The 16496-nt window shown below is 71.7% G+C and carries 15 protein-coding genes and 1 pseudogene; 8 read left to right on the top strand and 8 right to left on the bottom strand.

Annotated features, from left to right (window positions below; genetic code table 11):
* The first annotated feature begins 59 nt into the window (after positions 1–59).
* The 3 genes from OG303_RS12725 (at position 60) to OG303_RS12715 (ending at position 2766) form a co-directional block, all read left to right on the top strand.
* On the top strand, positions 60–1052 hold the full coding sequence (locus OG303_RS12725) for an ATP-binding cassette domain-containing protein (protein ID WP_405877227.1): 993 nt from the start codon (positions 60–62) through the stop codon (positions 1050–1052).
* On the top strand, positions 1049–1831 hold the full coding sequence (locus tag OG303_RS12720; RefSeq protein WP_405867924.1) for an ABC transporter permease: 783 nt from the start codon (positions 1049–1051) through the stop codon (positions 1829–1831). The genes OG303_RS12725 and OG303_RS12720 overlap by 4 nt, the downstream gene beginning before the upstream one ends.
* A gap of 197 nt (positions 1832–2028) precedes the next feature.
* Positions 2029–2766 carry a DUF1963 domain-containing protein gene (locus OG303_RS12715; RefSeq protein ID WP_405867922.1) on the top strand — a complete coding sequence of 246 codons (738 nt, stop codon included), beginning with the start codon at positions 2029–2031 and terminating at the stop codon, positions 2764–2766.
* Between the two features lie 116 nt (positions 2767–2882).
* Here the strand turns inward: OG303_RS12715 and OG303_RS12710 are convergent.
* Positions 2883–3140 (bottom strand): annotated as a pseudogene (locus OG303_RS12710) (ATP-binding protein); the annotation flags it as partial.
* Between the two features lie 227 nt (positions 3141–3367).
* On the opposite strand from OG303_RS12710, the gene OG303_RS12705 reads away from it, so the two are divergent.
* Positions 3368–3883 (top strand): hypothetical protein, encoded by a 516-nt coding sequence (locus tag OG303_RS12705; RefSeq protein WP_405867921.1) that lies wholly within the window; start codon positions 3368–3370, stop codon positions 3881–3883.
* 112 nt (positions 3884–3995) lie between these two features.
* On the opposite strand, the gene OG303_RS12700 is transcribed toward OG303_RS12705, so the two are convergent.
* A complete protein-coding gene (locus tag OG303_RS12700; protein ID WP_405867920.1) occupies positions 3996–4733 on the bottom strand; it encodes a DUF1775 domain-containing protein in 738 nt (245 codons plus the stop codon).
* A complete protein-coding gene (locus OG303_RS12695; RefSeq protein WP_405867918.1) occupies positions 4664–5488 on the bottom strand; it encodes a hypothetical protein in 825 nt (274 codons plus the stop codon). The genes OG303_RS12700 and OG303_RS12695 overlap by 70 nt, the downstream gene beginning before the upstream one ends.
* A gap of 324 nt (positions 5489–5812) precedes the next feature.
* Between OG303_RS12695 and OG303_RS12690 the strand changes: the two genes are divergently transcribed.
* On the top strand, positions 5813–6871 hold the full coding sequence (locus tag OG303_RS12690; protein ID WP_405867916.1) for a cation diffusion facilitator family transporter: 1059 nt from the start codon (positions 5813–5815) through the stop codon (positions 6869–6871).
* Positions 6872–7021: 150 nt separating this feature from the next.
* Here the strand turns inward: OG303_RS12690 and OG303_RS12685 are convergent, their stop codons facing one another.
* Positions 7022–8182: a magnesium and cobalt transport protein CorA gene (locus OG303_RS12685; RefSeq protein ID WP_405867914.1), complete on the bottom strand. Its 1161-nt coding sequence runs from the start codon at positions 8180–8182 to the stop codon at positions 7022–7024.
* 280 nt (positions 8183–8462) lie between these two features.
* On the opposite strand from OG303_RS12685, the gene OG303_RS12680 reads away from it, so the two are divergent.
* On the top strand, positions 8463–9584 hold the full coding sequence (locus tag OG303_RS12680; protein ID WP_405877225.1) for a winged helix DNA-binding domain-containing protein: 1122 nt from the start codon (positions 8463–8465) through the stop codon (positions 9582–9584).
* 16 nt (positions 9585–9600) lie between these two features.
* Here OG303_RS12680 and OG303_RS12675 read toward each other — a convergent pair whose 3' ends face one another.
* Positions 9601–10248 carry a LysE family translocator gene (locus tag OG303_RS12675; RefSeq protein ID WP_405867913.1) on the bottom strand — a complete coding sequence of 216 codons (648 nt, stop codon included), beginning with the start codon at positions 10246–10248 and terminating at the stop codon, positions 9601–9603.
* 64 nt (positions 10249–10312) lie between these two features.
* Here OG303_RS12675 and OG303_RS12670 point away from each other — a divergent pair, with 64 nt between their 5' ends.
* Positions 10313–11179, top strand: coding sequence for a LysR substrate-binding domain-containing protein (locus tag OG303_RS12670; protein WP_405867912.1), 867 nt, complete (start codon positions 10313–10315; stop codon positions 11177–11179).
* Positions 11180–11282: 103 nt separating this feature from the next.
* Positions 11283–11465, top strand: coding sequence for a 4-oxalocrotonate tautomerase DmpI (dmpI, locus tag OG303_RS12665; RefSeq protein ID WP_405867910.1), 183 nt, complete (start codon positions 11283–11285; stop codon positions 11463–11465).
* Between the two features lie 127 nt (positions 11466–11592).
* Here the strand turns inward: dmpI and OG303_RS12660 are convergent, their stop codons facing one another.
* The 3 genes from OG303_RS12660 to OG303_RS12650 form a co-directional block, all read right to left on the bottom strand.
* Positions 11593–12384 (bottom strand): S1 family peptidase, encoded by a 792-nt coding sequence (locus tag OG303_RS12660; RefSeq protein WP_405867908.1) that lies wholly within the window; start codon positions 12382–12384, stop codon positions 11593–11595.
* Between the two features lie 206 nt (positions 12385–12590).
* Positions 12591–15398: a helix-turn-helix transcriptional regulator gene (locus OG303_RS12655; RefSeq protein ID WP_405867906.1), complete on the bottom strand. Its 2808-nt coding sequence runs from the start codon at positions 15396–15398 to the stop codon at positions 12591–12593.
* Between the two features lie 177 nt (positions 15399–15575).
* Positions 15576–16409 (bottom strand): response regulator transcription factor, encoded by an 834-nt coding sequence (locus OG303_RS12650; protein ID WP_405867905.1) that lies wholly within the window; start codon positions 16407–16409, stop codon positions 15576–15578.
* Between the last annotated feature and the right edge of the window lie 87 nt (positions 16410–16496).

Below are 16496 nucleotides of genomic sequence, written 5' to 3'. Positions count from 1 at the left end.
CTTCCGATTCCCCAGTCACCTCAGCCTTCGAACGGGAGGGCCCCATGCCTTCATCTGTCATGCCCACGCCCAGGCGGGCCAACGGTCAGCAGCCACCCGCCGCCGTCTCCACCGCCGATCTGCGCAAGTCGTACGGCGACAAGACCGTCCTCGACGGCATCGATCTGCGCATCCCCGTCGGCACCGTGTTCGCGCTGCTCGGGCCGAACGGCGCCGGCAAGACCACCACCGTGCAGATCCTGTCCACGCTCATCGCGGCCGACGGCGGCCAGGCCCAGGTCGCGGGCCACGATGTCGCCACGTCACCGGACGGTGTGCGCGCCGCGATCGGCGTCACCGGGCAGTTCTCCGCACTCGACGACCTGCTCACCGCCGAGGAGAACCTGCTCCTCATGGCCGACCTGCTGCGCCTCGGCAAGCGCGAAGGACGCAGGCGGGCCGAGGAGTTGCTGGAGCGGTTCGACATCGCGGACGTGGCGCACAACCGTGCTGCGACCTTCTCCGGCGGTATGCGCCGCCGCCTCGACCTCGCCATGACCCTGGTCGGCGACCCGCAGGTGATCTTCCTCGACGAGCCGACGACCGGGCTCGACCCGCGCAGCCGCCGCACCATGTGGGAGACCGTGCGCTCGCTGGTAGCGGGCGGCGTCACCGTCTTCCTCACCACGCAATACCTCGACGAGGCCGACCAGTTGGCGGACCGGATCGCCGTCCTCGATGGCGGCCGGATCGTCGCCGAGGGCACCGCCGACGAACTCAAGGCGCAGATCCCCGGCAGCCACGTACGGCTGCGGTTCACCGAGCCCGCCGAGTACGAGCGCGCGGCCGCCGCCTTCCCCGGCGCGGCCCGTGACGACGAGGAACTCGCTCTGCGGGTCGCGGGCGACGGCGGTCTCGACGCGCTGCGCGCCCTGATCGACCGGCTCGACGCCGCCGGCATCCGCGCCGCCGACTTCTCCGTGCACACCCCCGACCTCGACGACGTGTTCCTCGCCCTGACCGGCGACGGCGCCACCGACACCGCACTGCACATGAAGGAGACCCTGCGATGAGCACCCTCACCTACGCCGTGCACGACTCGGCGACGATGCTGCGGCGCAACATCAAGCACGCGCTGCGCTATCCGGCCGTGTCGCTGGGCGCCTCCATGATGCCCATCATGATGCTGCTGCTGTTCGTGTACGCCTTCGGGGACTCGATCGGCGCCGGGATGGGCGGCGGCCGGGACGCGTATCTGAACTATCTGACGCCCGGCGTCATCATCATGGGGGTGGCCGCCGGCTCGATGTCGACCTCGATCGCGGTCTGCACCGACATGACCGAGGGCATCATCAACCGCTTCCGCACCATGAACATCACGCGCTCGTCGTTCATGACGGGTCATGTCATCGGCAGCGTCATCACGACCATGGTGAGCATGGTGCTCGTCGTGGGGGTCGCGCTCGCGATCGGCTTCCGGCCCGACGCGAACCCGGTGGAGTGGCTCGCGGCGGCCGGCCTCCTCGCGGCCATCGCCTTCGCGGTGACCTGGCTGTCCGTGGCGCTCGGCCTGATCTCCAAGACCGTCGAGTCCGCGAGCAACAAGCCGCTGCTGATCCAGTTCCTGCCGTTCCTCGGCTCCGCCTTCGTGCCGGCCGACTCGATGGCGCCGGGCCTGCGCTGGTTCGCCGAGTACCAGCCGTTCACGCCGATGACCGAGACCCTGCGCGGCCTGCTCTCCGGCTCGGAGATCGGCAACGACGGCTGGATCTCGCTCGCCTGGTGCGTCGGTATCGCCCTGGTCGGCTACGTCTGGTCGCGCTCGCTCTTCAACAGCACCACCAAGCGCTGAACACCGGAACGCTCAAGGGCGGGGTGCCCACTCACCGACGGTGAAGTGGGCACCCCGCCCTTGAGTCGGCGAACTCCGTGAATCGGCGGGCCAGTTGGCTACTCTGGCGCTCAACTCGGTGTTCGATGTGAGCCGAAGCCACGACAGTCGTCACCGAGGTAGCCGCACGCTTCTGCGAAATGAGCGCAATGAATTCGATGACACCGTTCCGTGACCGAGCCCGCAGCGACGGGCTTCCGGAGGACGAGGTCGAGCGGTGGCTCGGCACGGTCCGCCCCTGCGTGTCGCTGGACACCGCCGAATGCGTGCCGCCCGGCAGCCCGCCGGCCGGGCGGATCGGCGGGCTGCCGCCGTTGCCCGAGGACGAGCCCGTGCCGGACCTGCCGTTCCTCGTCATGGTCGACTTCGCGGCCATCCCGCCCGACGCGACGGACCTCCCGCTGCCGAAGGACGGCACGCTGCTCTTCTTCGCGGACACGGACGACGACCCGTGGGGCGACGATCGCGAGTGGTCCCGGCTCGTCTACGTCCCGGCCGGCACGCCCGTGTCCGAACGCGCCGCGGGCGGCGAGTGGCCGCCGCAGGTCCACCCGGCCCGAGACCTCCATGTGACGCTCGACCCCTCGTTGCCCAACCGCGGCTCGGACACGGAGGAGTTCCCGCACGGCAGCGCGCTGGGCACCGTGTGGTGGTATACCGGCAGCGAGATGCAGACGGGCGGAGTGGTGCAGTTGGGCGGCTACCCCTGGCAGTGGAACGACGATCCCGTCAACGATCGCGACCGCGGCCCGGGCGACTGGGTGCTGCTCGCGGAAGTCGGCGGCGAGAATCTGACCGAAGGCGACCAGGGCATCGTCTACTGGGTGATCCGCCGGGACGACCTGGCCGCCGGCCGCTTCACCGAGGCCCGGGCCTGTTACGACATGGTCGGCTGACGCGACTTCAGCCGAAACGCATCCCCTCGGGAGCGACCTTCGGTGACCCACTCCGTGCCGGCCTGCTGGACTGTGCGCACCTCACCGGGTCGACCTCAGCTCCTGACGGCCTCCGCAGAGTCGCCCGCGATGCGCCCGCGGAGGGTGTCCTGGTCGGCGTGGAGGACGAAGTGCGGTACCGGAATGGCATGTTGGGCGAGGCCCGTGCTGATCTCGCACCAGTACTGCCCGACCAGGACGGTCATGGGCATCACCAGAGTGCCGCCGGTGCAGTCGAGTACGCGGCGGGCGATCTCCACGACGAGTGGCCGCCACGGCGGCCAGCGCTGGAAGTTGTCCGTCCCGGGCCCGGGCAGCCCCGGCGTGATGTCCATGAGTGTCTCGCCCACCTGCTCGGCGTCGAACACCCCTGAATCCGGGATCAGTTGCTGCACCTGACCCCGCAGCAGTGACCTGTGGCATCAGCCCCGGCGCCTCGCATCGTGCCGCCCGCCAGTGCCATACGGCGTGAACAGCCACCGGCGTTCACCCGTACCCCTTGCCGTACGCCTGTCCGTCGAAGCGGGCAGAGCAGCGCGGACACACGGAGACGGAGAGGCACGTGCTTCAGCAGCAGTCACGCGGGCGTGGCGGACGTACCGGACGCACTCGGACCACTTCCCGCCTGGCGCGTGGCGCCGCGCTCGTCGGTGGCCTGGCCCTGCTCCCACTGGCCAGCGCGTGCAGCGGAGGCGAGGACGACACCGCCGCGGAGCGCAAGCAGGCGAAGATGTCCGTGACGGCCGCTCCCGAGGCCGGGGTTGTGGCGCCCGCGAAGGTCGAGGTGATCGCCAACCTGACCGGCTGCAAGCCCAAGATCCGCATCAACGCGGTGGAACTGCGCCAGGGCGTGTGCCATACGAAGAAGGTCGACTACCTCATCACCACCTTCCCCGAGGACCAGTACAAGGAACTCTGGCTGGACAGCGCCAGCGGATACGGGGGCAAGTACCTCGTCGGGCCCCGCTGGATCGTCAGTGCCCAGCCCGAGATGCTCGAGGGGTTCCGCTCCAAACTCGGCGGAACCATCCGGCAGTTGAGGGGCTTCGGCCCCGCCGCGTCCCCGAGCGCGTCGTAGCGTCGTCGTCTTCACCGGAAGCGGAAAACGGCGGGGCCCGCCGGGCGCGCCCCGGTAGACCCCGCCGTTTGTGTCCCCCGACCGGCGTGGCGGCGGACACGTAGCGAAGACGTCAGCTCTGCGACGACGCCTTGCGGCGCTGCACCAGCCACCATGCCCCGCCGAGGAGGACGGCCAGCGCCGCGAGGACACCGCCGATGAGGACGCCCGTCGAGCTGTTGTCGTCCGCCTCCGCGGTCCTGGCGTCCGTGTCGGAGGCAGCGGCGGCGACGTCCGACTCGGTGGCCGACGGGGCCGGGCTGAGCGTCGCGCTCACGGTCGGACCGGGGCTGACCGTCTTGGCGCCCGCGGCCGCGGCCTTCAGCTTCAGGACCGGAGCGGGCTGCTCGGGTTCCTTGCCGCCGGTGGGCAGTTCGATCCAGCGGGAGACTTCTCCGTCGCTGTAGGTCTCGACGGTCTTGAAGACCAGTTCCTTCTCGTCCGGCAGTTGCCGGACCTTGATCTTGTGCTCGGCGTCGACGCCGGCCTTCAGGGCCGGACCGCCAAGCGTGTAACCGTCGTTCGTAGCCGCCAGCTTCCATCCCTTCGGGGCCTCGTCGAGTGTGATGTCCCCTGGGGCTATGCCCTCGGGGAGCACGACGCGCAGCTTGCCGAAGCCGGCCGAGTCGGACTCCGCCTCGGAGACGAAGCTGAGGGTGACGTTCTCGGCGAGGGCCTGGGGACGGTCGGCCTCGACCTCCGCGTGCGCGGCGGCCGGCGCGGCCAGGGCGAGCGTGGCCGTCAGGGCGACGGCACCGGCGAGAGCGACACGGCGGCCGGCACGCGCCGGCGAGTGGGTGGACGTGGACACAGGGGAACTCCTTGCTGGTACGGGAGATTCCGGTCCGGCAGATGCCGGGACCGGTGAAGGACCGGAAGGTGCTCCCGTCGCGGTGGTCCCCTGCGCACCACCGCGTGCTCCAGTACCTCCTCCCGTGCCTGCGCCGCCACCGCCGACAACCCGCCCGGACGACGCTCGGGCAGCCGGGGCAACGCGCGGTCCGGGTCGGCCACCGGCCGCGGCAGCACCTGTGCCACGGCTGCTGCGGCGGCCCCGGCCAGCGTGCGCAGTGTGCCGAGCGCGGCCCTCATCCGTACGTCCGCCCGGTGCAGCAGCCAGGCCACGATCAGCGCGGCAGCGGTGTGCACCGTCGTCATTGCCGCCCCGGCGTGATGCCAGGCGTGGCCGTCGCCGGTGGCAGCGGCCATGCGCCCGGTGTGCATCGCGTGCTGTGGCACGGCCATCGAGGTGTCGCCGTCCGTATAGGACAGCGCGAGGTGCAGTACCCCCTGCATCGCCAGGGTGAAGGCGATGGTGGCGACCGACGCGTAGCGGCGTCGTGCCAGCGGCCAGACCGCCGCGAACTGCGCCAGGATCAACACGGCCACCAGCCGCCAGGGCACCGTGCCTTCGACGACCGCGTGGTGCCCGAAGGTCGCGAGCACGGTGCCGAGCCCGGCGAACAGACCGGCCCGCGCGTATGCTCCCGCGTGGCCGGCCCGGCCTGCTCCGGCACGTCGCTCGTGCCCGGTCAGGTGATCAGGCGGCACGGTCGCGGAGGGCACGGGCATTCACCTTGTCGTATACGTCGGGGTGGGTGGGGCCGTTCACCGGGGTGAGGTCTCCGGTCGGCGGAGCCGCGTCCCCGCCCTGGTCCTCGATGCCGGAGACGGCCAGGTTGTCGTGCGTCGCAGCGGCGACGACGTCGCCGTACGGGTGGCCGCGGACGGCGATGTCCGGGACCCACCGAGTTCCTCGCGTTCCTCCAGGTCAGAGACCCGTTATCGCACATGACAACGGTGACCGGTGCAGCCTTTGGTGATGGGCGTGTCCGTGCGTTTCACTGCGAGCAGCACACCGTCGCAGGAGATCAGGGGGAAGGCGTCAGCATGAGCGATCACGGCCACGAGCACGAGGCTGGTCCGGGACACGACCACGGGTCCGGCCACGACCACGGCGCCGGCGGACACGCAGGACACTCCCACGGCGTCTCGGCCGATGCCGACCGCCGCTGGCTGGCCATCGCCCTCACCCTCATCACCGCCTTCATGGCCGTCGAGGTCGTCATCGGTGTCATCGCCGCTTCCCTGGCCCTGATCTCGGACGCGGCGCACATGCTCACCGACGCCGCCTCGATCGTCCTCGCGCTGATCGCGATGCGGCTGGCCGCCCGCCCGGCCAAGGGCGGTTACACCTACGGCCTCAAGCGCGCCGAGATCCTCTCCGCCCAGGCGAACGGCCTGAGCCTGCTCCTGCTGGGCACCTGGCTGGCGTACGAGGCGGTGCGCCGGCTGGTCTCCCCGCCCCAGGTCGAGGGCGGCCTGATGCTCGCCACCGCGCTCGCCGGCATCGTCGTGAACGTGGTGGCGACCTGGTGCCTCTCCAGGGCCAACCGCTCCTCCCTCAACGTCGAGGGCGCCTACCAGCACATCCTCAACGACCTGTTCGCCTTCATCGGCACCGCGATCGCCGCGCTGATCGTCGTCCTGACCGGCTTCGCCCGCGCCGACGCGATCGCCACCCTCGTGGTCGTCGCCCTGATGGTCAAGGCCGGTTACGGGCTGCTGCGCGAGTCCGGCCGGATCTTCCTCGAGGCGGCCCCGGCCAACGTCGACCCGGACGCCCTCGGCGACAAGCTGGTCGCCGAACCGACGGTCGTCGAGGTCCACGACCTGCACGTCTGGCAGATCACCTCCGGCCAGGCTGCCCTCTCCGCGCACATCCTGGGCGAGCCCGGCGGCGACTGCCACGCGGTCCGCCGCGACCTCGAGGAACTCCTGCGCCACGACTACGGCATCACCCACACCACCCTCCAGGTCGACCACGCTCCGGCTCCGGTCCTGCAGGTGGCCCTGCCCGGTGACCGCGACCTCCTGCCCACCGAGGACGCGGGGCACTGCGAGGAGCCCCACGGCCCGGTCCACCGGGACGAGCCGCACGAACACTGAGGGGCCAGGTGTTGCCCCCTGCCAGGGAAGTGGCCGCCCGGTGATCGACGTGCGGGTGCACGCTCTTGTGCGGTGGCGGAAGTCGGTCATGCCGGCCGGACGATGCCTTCATGCGGGCGAAGACAGAGGGCTGAGCGAGGTGCGAGGAATCTAGAGCCAGTCCCGCCGCTTGAAGATGACGTACAAGGTGATGCAGACAACCCCCATCAGGCCGATGGCGAAGGGGTATCCGAAGCTCCAACCCAGCTCGGGCATGTGCTCGAAGTTCATGCCGTAGATGGTTCCGACGAGCGTGGGAGCAAAGAGAATTGCCGCCCAGCTGGAGATTTTCTTGATCTCCTCGTTCTGCTCGAACCCCGCCTCCGCCAGCGCCCGCATCTCCGCGTTCTGCTGCTGGGTGACCAGGGTCGCGTTCACCGTGAGGATGTCGGTGAGGGCCTGGCGGAAGACGTCCACGCGTTCGCTGGTGTGGGTCACGTGGTCGGCGACGTCCCGCAGGTAGCGTTGGAGTTCCTCGTCCGTGCCGTACTTGGAGAACCCGGCGATCAGGCCGTGCAGCATGCCGACCAGGGGACGGGTGGCGCGCTGGAACTCGACCATTTCGCGGGAGAGTTCGTAGATGCGGCGGGAGACCTCCGGGTCGCCGCGGAAGACCTCGGTCTCGATCTCGTCGATGTCGTTCTGGACGCCGGAGACCACCGGTACGTACCCGTCGACCACCGCGTCGAGGATGGCGTACAGGACCGCCTCCGGGCCCAGCTTCAGCAGCTCCGGCGACTCCTCCATGCGGCGGCGGACCGCGGAGAGGTCGGGGGCGGCTCCGTGGCGGACCGTGATGACGAAGTCGCGTCCCACGAACACGTGCAGCTCACCGAAGTCGACCTCCTCCGGGGCGTCGAGATACCGGGCTGCCCGCAGGACGACGAACAGCGTGTCGCCGTAGCGTTCCAGTTTCGGACGCTGGTGGGCCTCCATCGCGTCCTCGACCGCCAGCGGGTGCAGGTCGAACTCGGCGGCCAGGGAGAGGAGTTCGCTCTCGGTGGGGCGGGCGAGGCCGATCCATGCCATCCCGGACGGCTGGTCGCGCAGTTCGCGGAAGGTCTCGGCGAGGGTGGCCGGGGCGGAGACGCGGACGCCGTCCCGGTACAGCGCCGCCTGGACGACGCTGGCCACCTCCGCCGGTTCCGGGGGCGCCGGGTCGGCCGCGGGCGGCGGGTTCTTCGACGCCGGCGGCTGCGGTGGGGTCAGCGCGCGGCGCCAGGCGGACTTCCTCGCGTTCTTGGAGGCCGGACGGGCGCGTCGCTCCGACATGCGGCTGCCTCCCGGGTCGAACCTGCGGCTGGCGTGATCCCGGGCAGGATATACGGGGCAAACGGTGGCGGGGCGGCGGGCGGGTCCGGGATTCGGCGCGGGTTGCGGACAGAAGGTGTCCGCGAGCCTCGCTAGCGTGCACAGCATGACGAAGCGGAGTGCGAGCAAGCGGAGTACGACCGAGCGGGGCACGACCGAGCGGGGCACGACCGAGCGGGGCACGACCGAGCGGGGCACGACCGAGCAGGGCACGACCGAGCGGGGCACGACCGAGCAGGGCATGACCAAGCGGGGCACGACCAGGAAGGCGGCCGCGAGCGGTCCCGTGCTCAGTACCCGCGACCTCAACCGCGCCACCCTCGAACGGCAGCTGCTGCTGCAGCGGTCGTCGCTCGGCGCGAAGGCCGCCGTCGGGCATCTTCTCGGGCTCCAGGCGCAGAACGTCAAGCCGCCGTACTACGCGCTCGCCGCCCGCCTCGACGGCTTCGGCCCCGAGGAGCTGTCCGGGCTGATGGCGGACCGCGAGGTCGTCCGCATCGTCTCCATGCGCTCGACCATCCACACCCACACCGCCGACGACTGCCTCATCCTGCGCCCGCTCGTCCAGCCCGCCCGCGACCGCGAACTCACCAACTTCCGTACGGGACTTGCCGGCGTGGACCTCGACCGGCTCGCCACGCTCGCACGGGAGCTGGTCGAGGCAGAGCCGCGCACCATGAAGCAGTTGCGCGAGGCGCTGATCGCCGAGTGGCCGGACGCCGACCCGCAGTCCCTCGGCATCGCCGCCCGCTGCAGGCTCCCGCTCGTCCAGGTCACCCCGCGCGGACTGTGGGGCAGGAGTGGCCAGGTCGCCCTGACCACCGCCGAGCACTGGCTGGGCCGCCCCGCCGAACCGACCCCGGCCCCGGACGCGACCGTCCTGCGCTACCTCGCCGCCTTCGGTCCCGCCTCCGTCAAGGACATGCAGACCTGGGCCGGCCTGACCCGGCTGCGTGACGCCTTCGAGCGGCTCCGCCCGCAGCTCGTCACCTTCCGCGACGAGAACGGCGTCGAACTCTTCGACCTGCCGGACGCACCCCGCCCCGACGCCGACACCCCCGCCCCGCCCCGCTTCCTCCCCGAGTTCGACAACCTGCTCCTCTCCCACGCCGACCGCACCCGGGTCGTACCGCCCGAGTACAGGGGCCGCAGCTGGGTGGGCAACATGCTCTACTGCACCTTCCTGGTCGACGGCTTCCTGGCGGGGGTGTGGAAGCTGGAAGAGGGTGCGCTCGTCATCGAGCCCTTCGATGCGTTGACGAAGGGCCGGCGGGCAGAGGTCGTAGAAGAAGGGGAGCGGATGCTCGCCACCATGCACCCGGGGACGTCGTACGACATCCGCTTCGGGACCGTGATCCGGTAGCAGGCCGCGCCGGCCCTCAGTCCGCCCGGCCCGTCACCGCGACCGTCACTCCCAGGCCGATCATCGCGAACCCGCCCGCGCCGCCGATCATCGACAGCCGGCGGTCCGAGCGGGCGAACCAGGTGCGGGCGGCCGAGGCGGTCAGGCCCCACAGAGTGTCCGTGACCAGGCCGATCGAGATCGGGATCAGGCCGAGCAGCAGCATCTGCAGCGGTAGGTGGCCCGCCGAGTGGTCCACGAACTGGGGGAGTACGGCGGCGAAGAAGACCACGCCCTTCGGGTTGGTCACCCCGACGAGCGCGCCGTCGAGCACCGTGCGCAGATCGCCGCGGGCCGGTCCCGTGGGCTGTGTCCGAATGGCCGATGCCTTGAGGTCCTTGCGGTGCCGGACGGCCTGCACGCCCAGGTACAGCAGGTAGGCGGCGCCGGCCAGCTTGACGACCAGGTAGAGCGCCACCGACCGCTCCACCAGGGAGCCGATGCCGATCGCGACCGCCACCACCAGCAGATACGAGCCGAAGACGTTGCCGATCGCCGTCGCCACCGCCGTGCGGCGGCCGTGGGCGAGCGCCCGGCCGATGACGAACAGGACACTGGGCCCCGGAATCACGATCACCAGCAGGGACATCGCGGCGAAGGCGAGGTACCGGTCCGTGGACACCATGCGTATCACTCCCCTCGGGCGCTCATTGAAACAGCCGCCCGGGACTCCCCTCTAGAGTCGGGTCATGGAACTGCGGCAGCTCACCTATTTCGTGACGGTCGCCGAGGAGCTGCACTTCGGACGGGCGGCCGAGCGGCTGCACATCGTGCAGTCCGCGGTGAGCATGCAGATACAGCGTCTGGAGCGGGAGCTGGGCGCCGAGCTGTTCGACCGCACTCCGCGCCGGGTGCGGCTCACGGCGGCGGGGGAGCGACTGCTGCCCGAGGCGCGCGCGGTGCTGGCGGCGGCCGATCGGGCCCGTGCCGCCGTCGCCCCGCCGCCCGGCCTGCGCATCGGCACCAGTACGGGACTCGGCAGCCATCTCGACCGTGTGCTCGCCGCGTTCGCCCGCCGTGCGCCGGACGTGCCCGTCGAGCTGTTCTCGCTCCCGGCCCCCGAGCGCCTGGCCCGGGTCGCGGGCGGGCAGCTGGACGCCGCGTTCGTACGGGCCGTCGAGCCGGTAGCCGGCGTACGCGTGCTGCCCCTGTGGCCCGACCCCCTGGTCGCCGCCCTCCCCGCCACGCACCCGCTGGCCGATCGGCCGGAGATCGGCGTCGAGGAACTGGCCGGGCTGCCCCTGAGCCTCACGGAGCGCCGCAACAACCCGGCGCTGGTCGACCTGGTGGTGGGCGCCTGTCATGAGGCCGGGTTCGAGCCGCCGCCGGGACCGGCGAGCGGCTCCCTGCAGGACACCCTCGCCACGATCGGCACCCGCCCCATGTGGACGGTCATCTACGCGTCCCACGCGCACCTGCTGCACAGCCCCCGCGTCGCCTTCGTGCCGTTCCGCGCGCCGGGCCTCGCCCTCTCGACGGGCCTGGCCGTGCCCGTCAACACCCCGCCGCCGCACCTGGACACCCTGCTGCTGGCCTGCGGCGATCACGAGAGCTGATCGCTGAGGTCGCGGTCTGCTTCTTGGTCGCGAAGGCCCGACGCGATGGACTGGACCCACCGACAAGGAACCGAAGAGCCTTGCGACTCAAGGGAGTTCAGTCATGCCGATCGTCACCGTCCAGCAGGGTCCCCGCGACACCGAGCTCAAGCGGGACCTCGTCAAGCGCGTCACCGACGCCTTCGTCGACGCGTACAAGATCCCGGCCGAGACCGTGCAGGTGTGGATCCACGAGGTGCCCGCGGACAGCTGGGGCGCCGCGGGCAAGCTGACCGCCGACAAGTAGCGCACGGAAGCCGGTCCATGGAAGCCGGTGCATGGAAAGGGGGCGCTGCGAGCTGCTCGTGGTAGCTCGCAACGCCCCCTTGTCTCTCACCTGAGAGGTACTCAGGAGATCTTCCGGGGCACTCGTCCTACGAGTTGACCTGTGCGGTCACCAGGCTCGAGAAGGTGGTCAGCCGGGAGTACACACCCGGGTAACCGGCCTCCGCGCAGCCCTCGCCCCATGAAGTGATCCCTGCCAGGACGCCCCCGATGAGCAGGGGACCGCCGCTGTCGCCCTGGCAGGTGTCTACGCCGCCGGATGAGTATCCGGCGCAAACCATGTCGGTCTGGACGAAGTCCGAACCGTAGGAGCTCTTGCAGCTGGAGTCGGCCACGATCGGGACGGTCGCGGTCCGCAGCTGGTTGGAGGAGCTGCCGTTCTCCGAGGTGGTGCCCCATCCGAGGATGCGGGCCGTGGTGCCGGCCGCGTACACCGAGGTGTCCGAGGACGAGACGTACTTCGCCGTCGTGTACGGCATGGACGTCGACAGCGTCAGCACGGCCACGTCGTCGCCGTTGGTGGCGTCCGTGTAGGCCGGGTTGATCCAGATCTTGCTGACCTTGGCGACGGTGCCGTTCGTGCCGTTCAGGTAGGTTCTGCCGCCGACGACTCTGACGCCGCTGGTGCTCTCGCCGACCATGCAGTGCGCGGCGGTGACCACCTTGGTGGCCGAGACGAGGGTGCCGCCGCAGAACTGGTTCTGCGAGGCGTCGGTGATCTGCATGACGAACGGGTAGGCCGTCGTGGTGGTGGTCGTGCCGCCCACGATGGGCTGGGGCGCGGCTGCCGCGGAGGGGGCGCCGAGCAGCGCGGTGGCGGCCGCGGCTGCGGTCGACACGACTACTGCGGCGGTCTTCTTGGCACGGGTAAGCCCGAACATGAGTCTCCTCAGTGGGGGTTGCCGGTGGGGGGTCGCGCGGGTGTGGGGGGTGGTGCACGGGGGTCGCGGGACCGACCCCCGTATGCCCGGGCGAGCGGCACGCCCTTCACGCTAGGACCCGGAACCCCCGGCTCCCAATGAGGGAACCCCCTAGGGGGTTGGGTGAGGGAAAACCCTCGGTCGGGTTCAGTTAACCTGGCGCGTCGTCACTTCGCGCGCCGTGCCGCCGCCAAACGGACGATGTCCACGCGCGATCGGATCCCCAGCTTGCGGTAGACCCGGGTCAAGGTCGCCTCGACCGTCTTCACACTGATGAACAGTCGCGCGGCGATCTCCCGGTTGGTCGCGCCCTCCATGACGAGCGCGGCGACCTGGCGTTCCATCGCGGCGAGGCCCTCCAGGCCCTCTGACGCGGCGGTGGGGGTGATCGGTTCCACCGGGTTCACGACGGCGGCCGCCTCCACCTGACGTACCCACGGCAGCGCCCGGCACCGCCGGAACAGCCGGGCCGCCTCGTCGTACGACGTCGGTCCCGGCCTGCCGGTGCCCAGCGACGCCAGCGCGAACGCGGCGCGCGCCTCCTCCAGGCCGTACCCCAGCTTGGCGAGCCGGTCCTGTGCCGACGTCAGCTGGGCGAGGGCCGCCTCGTGCTCCCCGCGCGCGGCCCGCAGCAGTGCCTCGGCCCGGTCCAGGACGGCCAGCACGCTCTCGCGCCCCAGCCGCAGCGCGTGTGCGCGCGCCACGTCGAGGAGTTGCCGCGCCTCGTCGGTCGCACCGATCCGGACGAGGGCCTCGGCGAGGTCGCCGTGCCAGCGGCCGCGCGCCGGGTCGGTGATGCCGAGGCCCTGCTCCAGCTCGCGCACCCGGCGCAGGGACTGCACCGCGGCCTCCGCGTTCCCGGCGACCAACTGCGCGTGGCCGAGCGCGGTCAGCCCGCGGGAGACGTACATCTGGTCGCCGACCTGCTCGGCCTGCTCCACCGCTTCCCGCGCCAGCGCCAGCGCCCGGTCCGTGTCCCCGCCCGAGGCCTCGGCGAGGGAGTTGAGCACGGCGGACGGGATCTCGCCGATCCCGGAGTCGCGGGCCAGCCGCATGCTCTCCCGGGCCAGGTCGAGGGCGCGGCCGCAGTGTCCGGAGCGCAGTTCGGTCTCGGCGAGCAGGCGCACGAAGTGCACCTCGCTCTCGACCATGCCGCGCCTGCGCACCTCGCGCAGCAGAGCGTTGACGGTGCTGCGGGCCTCGGGCAGCTGGTCACTCATGATCAGCCAGCGGTAGCGGGTCGCGCCCGCCCCGTTGTGGTGACAGGCCACCTCCGGGTCCTGCGGCTCCTTCAGCGCGCGTTTGATGGTCGCGGGTGCGTCCGGATGGCCCATCAGGGTCTCGGTCTGCGCCTGGAAGGCGAGCGCGAGGAGCTCGGTGCGGCGGTCGCCGGCCCGGGCGGCCAGCTCCGCCGCGTGCGTGGCCTCCTCCCGGCCCTCCGCGAAGTCGCCCTCCACGACCAGTCCGCGCCAGGCCAGCTGGTAGTGGACCAGGGCGAGCAGCCGCGGGTCGTCGCCGGCGTCGGCCAGCGCCTGCGGGTAGACGGTGTCGACCTCGCCGAGGGCCTGACCGGCCGCCTCGATGACCACCATCCAGGCCCGCACCCGGTCCGCGGGTGCGGTGGCCCGGGTCAGCACCTCGCGGGCGATGTCCCGGGCGAGGTCCACCTCGCCGGCGGTGATCGCGTCCTCCGCGGCCTCCAGCCGGCGCCGGTCCGGGGCCGGTTCGTCCTCGGGCGGGGTGTGCCGGGCGGCGAGCAGCCCGAGCGACGCGGCGACCGAGGGGGCCCCGCGGTCCCGGGCCAGGGCGGCGGCCTCGGCGAGACGGGCCGCGGCCTCCGGGTCGGTGCCGGTGGTCGCGAGGGCGAGGTGGCGGGCGCGCTCGATCGGGTCGGAGGCCGCGGTGGACAGGGCGGCGTGCGCGGCGCGCCGCTCCTGCGCGGGCGCCTCCGCGTACAGCGCGGCCGAGATCAGCGGATGCGCGAACCGTACGGCGGGGCCCTCCGGCTCGGTCGCCAGCAGCCCGAGTTCGGCCGCCTGCGCCGTCTCGGCCTCGGCGTTCTCCCGGCCGGCCTCGTGCAGCAGGGCCAGCGTGGGGCGGGCGCCCGCGCTGGCCACCAGGAGGGTGCGGCGGGCCTCGTCGGACAGCATCTCCAGGCGGTTGAGGACCAAGGCGCGCAGCGAGGTGGGCACCGGCAGCGGCTCGCCGGGTCTCGGCGGGGTCGGGTTCTCGGCCAGGGCGCGGCCCAGTTCGAGGGCGAAGAGCGGATTGCCGCCGCTGGTGCGGTGGATGTCGCGGACGATGGAACGCGGCAGGCCGGTGTAGCCGCGGTGGTCGAGCAGCGTGGACACCTGGGCGCGGGAGAGCGCGCCGAGCCGTACGGCCAGGGTGTCGGGCGGCGACGCGCGTAGGTGACGGTCGTACTCCTGCCCCTCCGTGCGTACCGCGCACAGCAGTTGCACCGCGGTGTCGCCCAGGCGGCGGGCGGCGAACCCGAGGAGCTCCGCGCTCGCCGGGTCCAGCCACTGCAGGTCGTCCGCCACGACGAGGACGGGCCCGTCGGCGGCGAGTGCGCGCAGCGTGGACAGGACGGCCAGGCGCAGGGCGAGGCCGTCCCGCTGGAGGGTGGACTCGCCGCGGCCCGTGAGCGCCGACTCCAGTGCCGTGCGCTGCGCGGCGGGCAGCCGGTCGGACACCTCGTCCACGACCAGGCCGAGCAGGTCGGCGAGGGCCAGGAACGGAAGATGGGATTCGGACTCGGTCGCCGAGCAGCGCAACACGGTGTGGGTGGCTGTCCCGTATTCGGATACCAATGCCCGCAGAGCGGTCGACTTTCCTATTCCGGCGGGGCCGTGGAGCAGCACACTGCCGCCGCGGGCGAGCTGCTCGCGCGCCGCGCTGAACAACTCCTCCCGGCCGATGACCAGGTCGGGGCGGCATCTGGCGGGCTCCTTGAAGTCCCCTCGCACGGTCACCCCTCCCCTTCAAGTGTCGTGTCCGGGCCAAATTCTAGGCAATGTCTCTTTGAAATTCGGACGGACGACGTCGTGAGGGATATAACAACGGCTAGGCATGGGGAAATTCAAAGCGCTGATGAATGAATAGATCGCCGACAAGGCGCCCCCATGGCCACCGCTGTGACCCCCCGGCAGCTAAGGCAACAGCCCCGCCCGGCGCGCCGCGACCACCGCCTCCCCGCGCGTGTGCGCCCCCAGTTTCCGCATGGCGGACCGCAGGTATCCCTTGACCGTCTCGGCCCGTACGCCGAGCCGTTCCGCGGCCACCGCGTTCGTGGCGCCCGCGGCCACACAGGCGAGCACATCCAGCTCACGGGGTGCCAGGCCGATCCCGTCGGCCCGCGTGTTCGGGGTCAACAGCCCGCACACGCCGAGCAGTTCCGTCCGCAGCGCCGGGTCGGCGATCCGCGGCGCCAGCGCCCGCAGGGCCGCGTGGGCCTCCCGCACCTGCTCCCAGGCGGCCCCCGTCGAGGGATCCCGGGCCGGCTCGGCGCGGGCGGCCGCCACCAGGCTCTGCGCCTCGTCCCCGACGGCCAGCGACTGCTCCACGTCCCGCGCGGCCTCCATCGCCGCGTCCAGAGTGCGGTCGCCGAGCGGCCGGGCGGTGCGCAGGGCGCCGTACAGAACACCCCGCACGCGACGTCGTACGACGACCGGCACCGCGAGGATCGAACGCAGCCCCTCCGTGGCGACCGGGATGTCGTACTCGTGGCTGATCTGCCGCGCCGAGGAGTAGTCCGTCACGGCGCACGGCCGGGCGAGCGCGACCGCCCGGCCGCCCAGGCCGTTGCCCGAGGTCACCGGGAGTCCGCTCAGTGCGGGTGTCGCGGTGCCGCTGAGTTCGCTGATGCGCACGTGCTGCCGCCCCGGCTCCACCAGCCCGCCGAACGCGACCGGGAGCCCGGTCGTGCGCCGCAGCCGTACCAACGCGTTGCGTATCTCGACCGCCCCGGTCGCGTCTGCTGTCACCTGCTTGCCCTTTCCTGCAGGGCACACCCCCGTTCGGGGGTAGTGAGACCTGCATCACGGATTACACGATGGCAGAGAGCCGCCCGG

The sequence above is a fragment of the Streptomyces sp. NBC_00005 genome (assembly GCF_045160215.1).
GTDB lineage: Bacteria > Actinomycetota > Actinomycetes > Streptomycetales > Streptomycetaceae > Streptomyces.
Note: the sequence above shows the minus strand (reverse complement) of the source record. Positions and strands in the feature narration are given on the sequence as shown.

What these genes read in the sequence shown, in the direction of transcription:
- OG303_RS12660 (WP_405867908.1), bottom strand. Translation starts at nt 12,384, where the DNA reads ATGTTCGGGCTTACCCGTGCCAAGAAGACCGCCGCAGTAGTCGTGTCG.
- OG303_RS12715 (WP_405867922.1), top strand. Translation starts at nt 2,029, where the DNA reads ATGACACCGTTCCGTGACCGAGCCCGCAGCGACGGGCTTCCGGAGGAC.
- OG303_RS12725 (WP_405877227.1), top strand. Translation starts at nt 60, where the DNA reads ATGCCCACGCCCAGGCGGGCCAACGGTCAGCAGCCACCCGCCGCCGTC.
- OG303_RS12685 (WP_405867914.1), bottom strand. Translation starts at nt 8,182, where the DNA reads ATGTCGGAGCGACGCGCCCGTCCGGCCTCCAAGAACGCGAGGAAGTCC.
- OG303_RS12720 (WP_405867924.1), top strand. Translation starts at nt 1,049, where the DNA reads ATGAGCACCCTCACCTACGCCGTGCACGACTCGGCGACGATGCTGCGG.
- OG303_RS12690 (WP_405867916.1), top strand. Translation starts at nt 5,813, where the DNA reads ATGAGCGATCACGGCCACGAGCACGAGGCTGGTCCGGGACACGACCAC.
- OG303_RS12670 (WP_405867912.1), top strand. Translation starts at nt 10,313, where the DNA reads ATGGAACTGCGGCAGCTCACCTATTTCGTGACGGTCGCCGAGGAGCTG.
- OG303_RS12680 (WP_405877225.1), top strand. Translation starts at nt 8,463, where the DNA reads ATGACCAAGCGGGGCACGACCAGGAAGGCGGCCGCGAGCGGTCCCGTG.
- OG303_RS12675 (WP_405867913.1), bottom strand. Translation starts at nt 10,248, where the DNA reads ATGGTGTCCACGGACCGGTACCTCGCCTTCGCCGCGATGTCCCTGCTG.
- dmpI (WP_405867910.1), top strand. Translation starts at nt 11,283, where the DNA reads ATGCCGATCGTCACCGTCCAGCAGGGTCCCCGCGACACCGAGCTCAAG.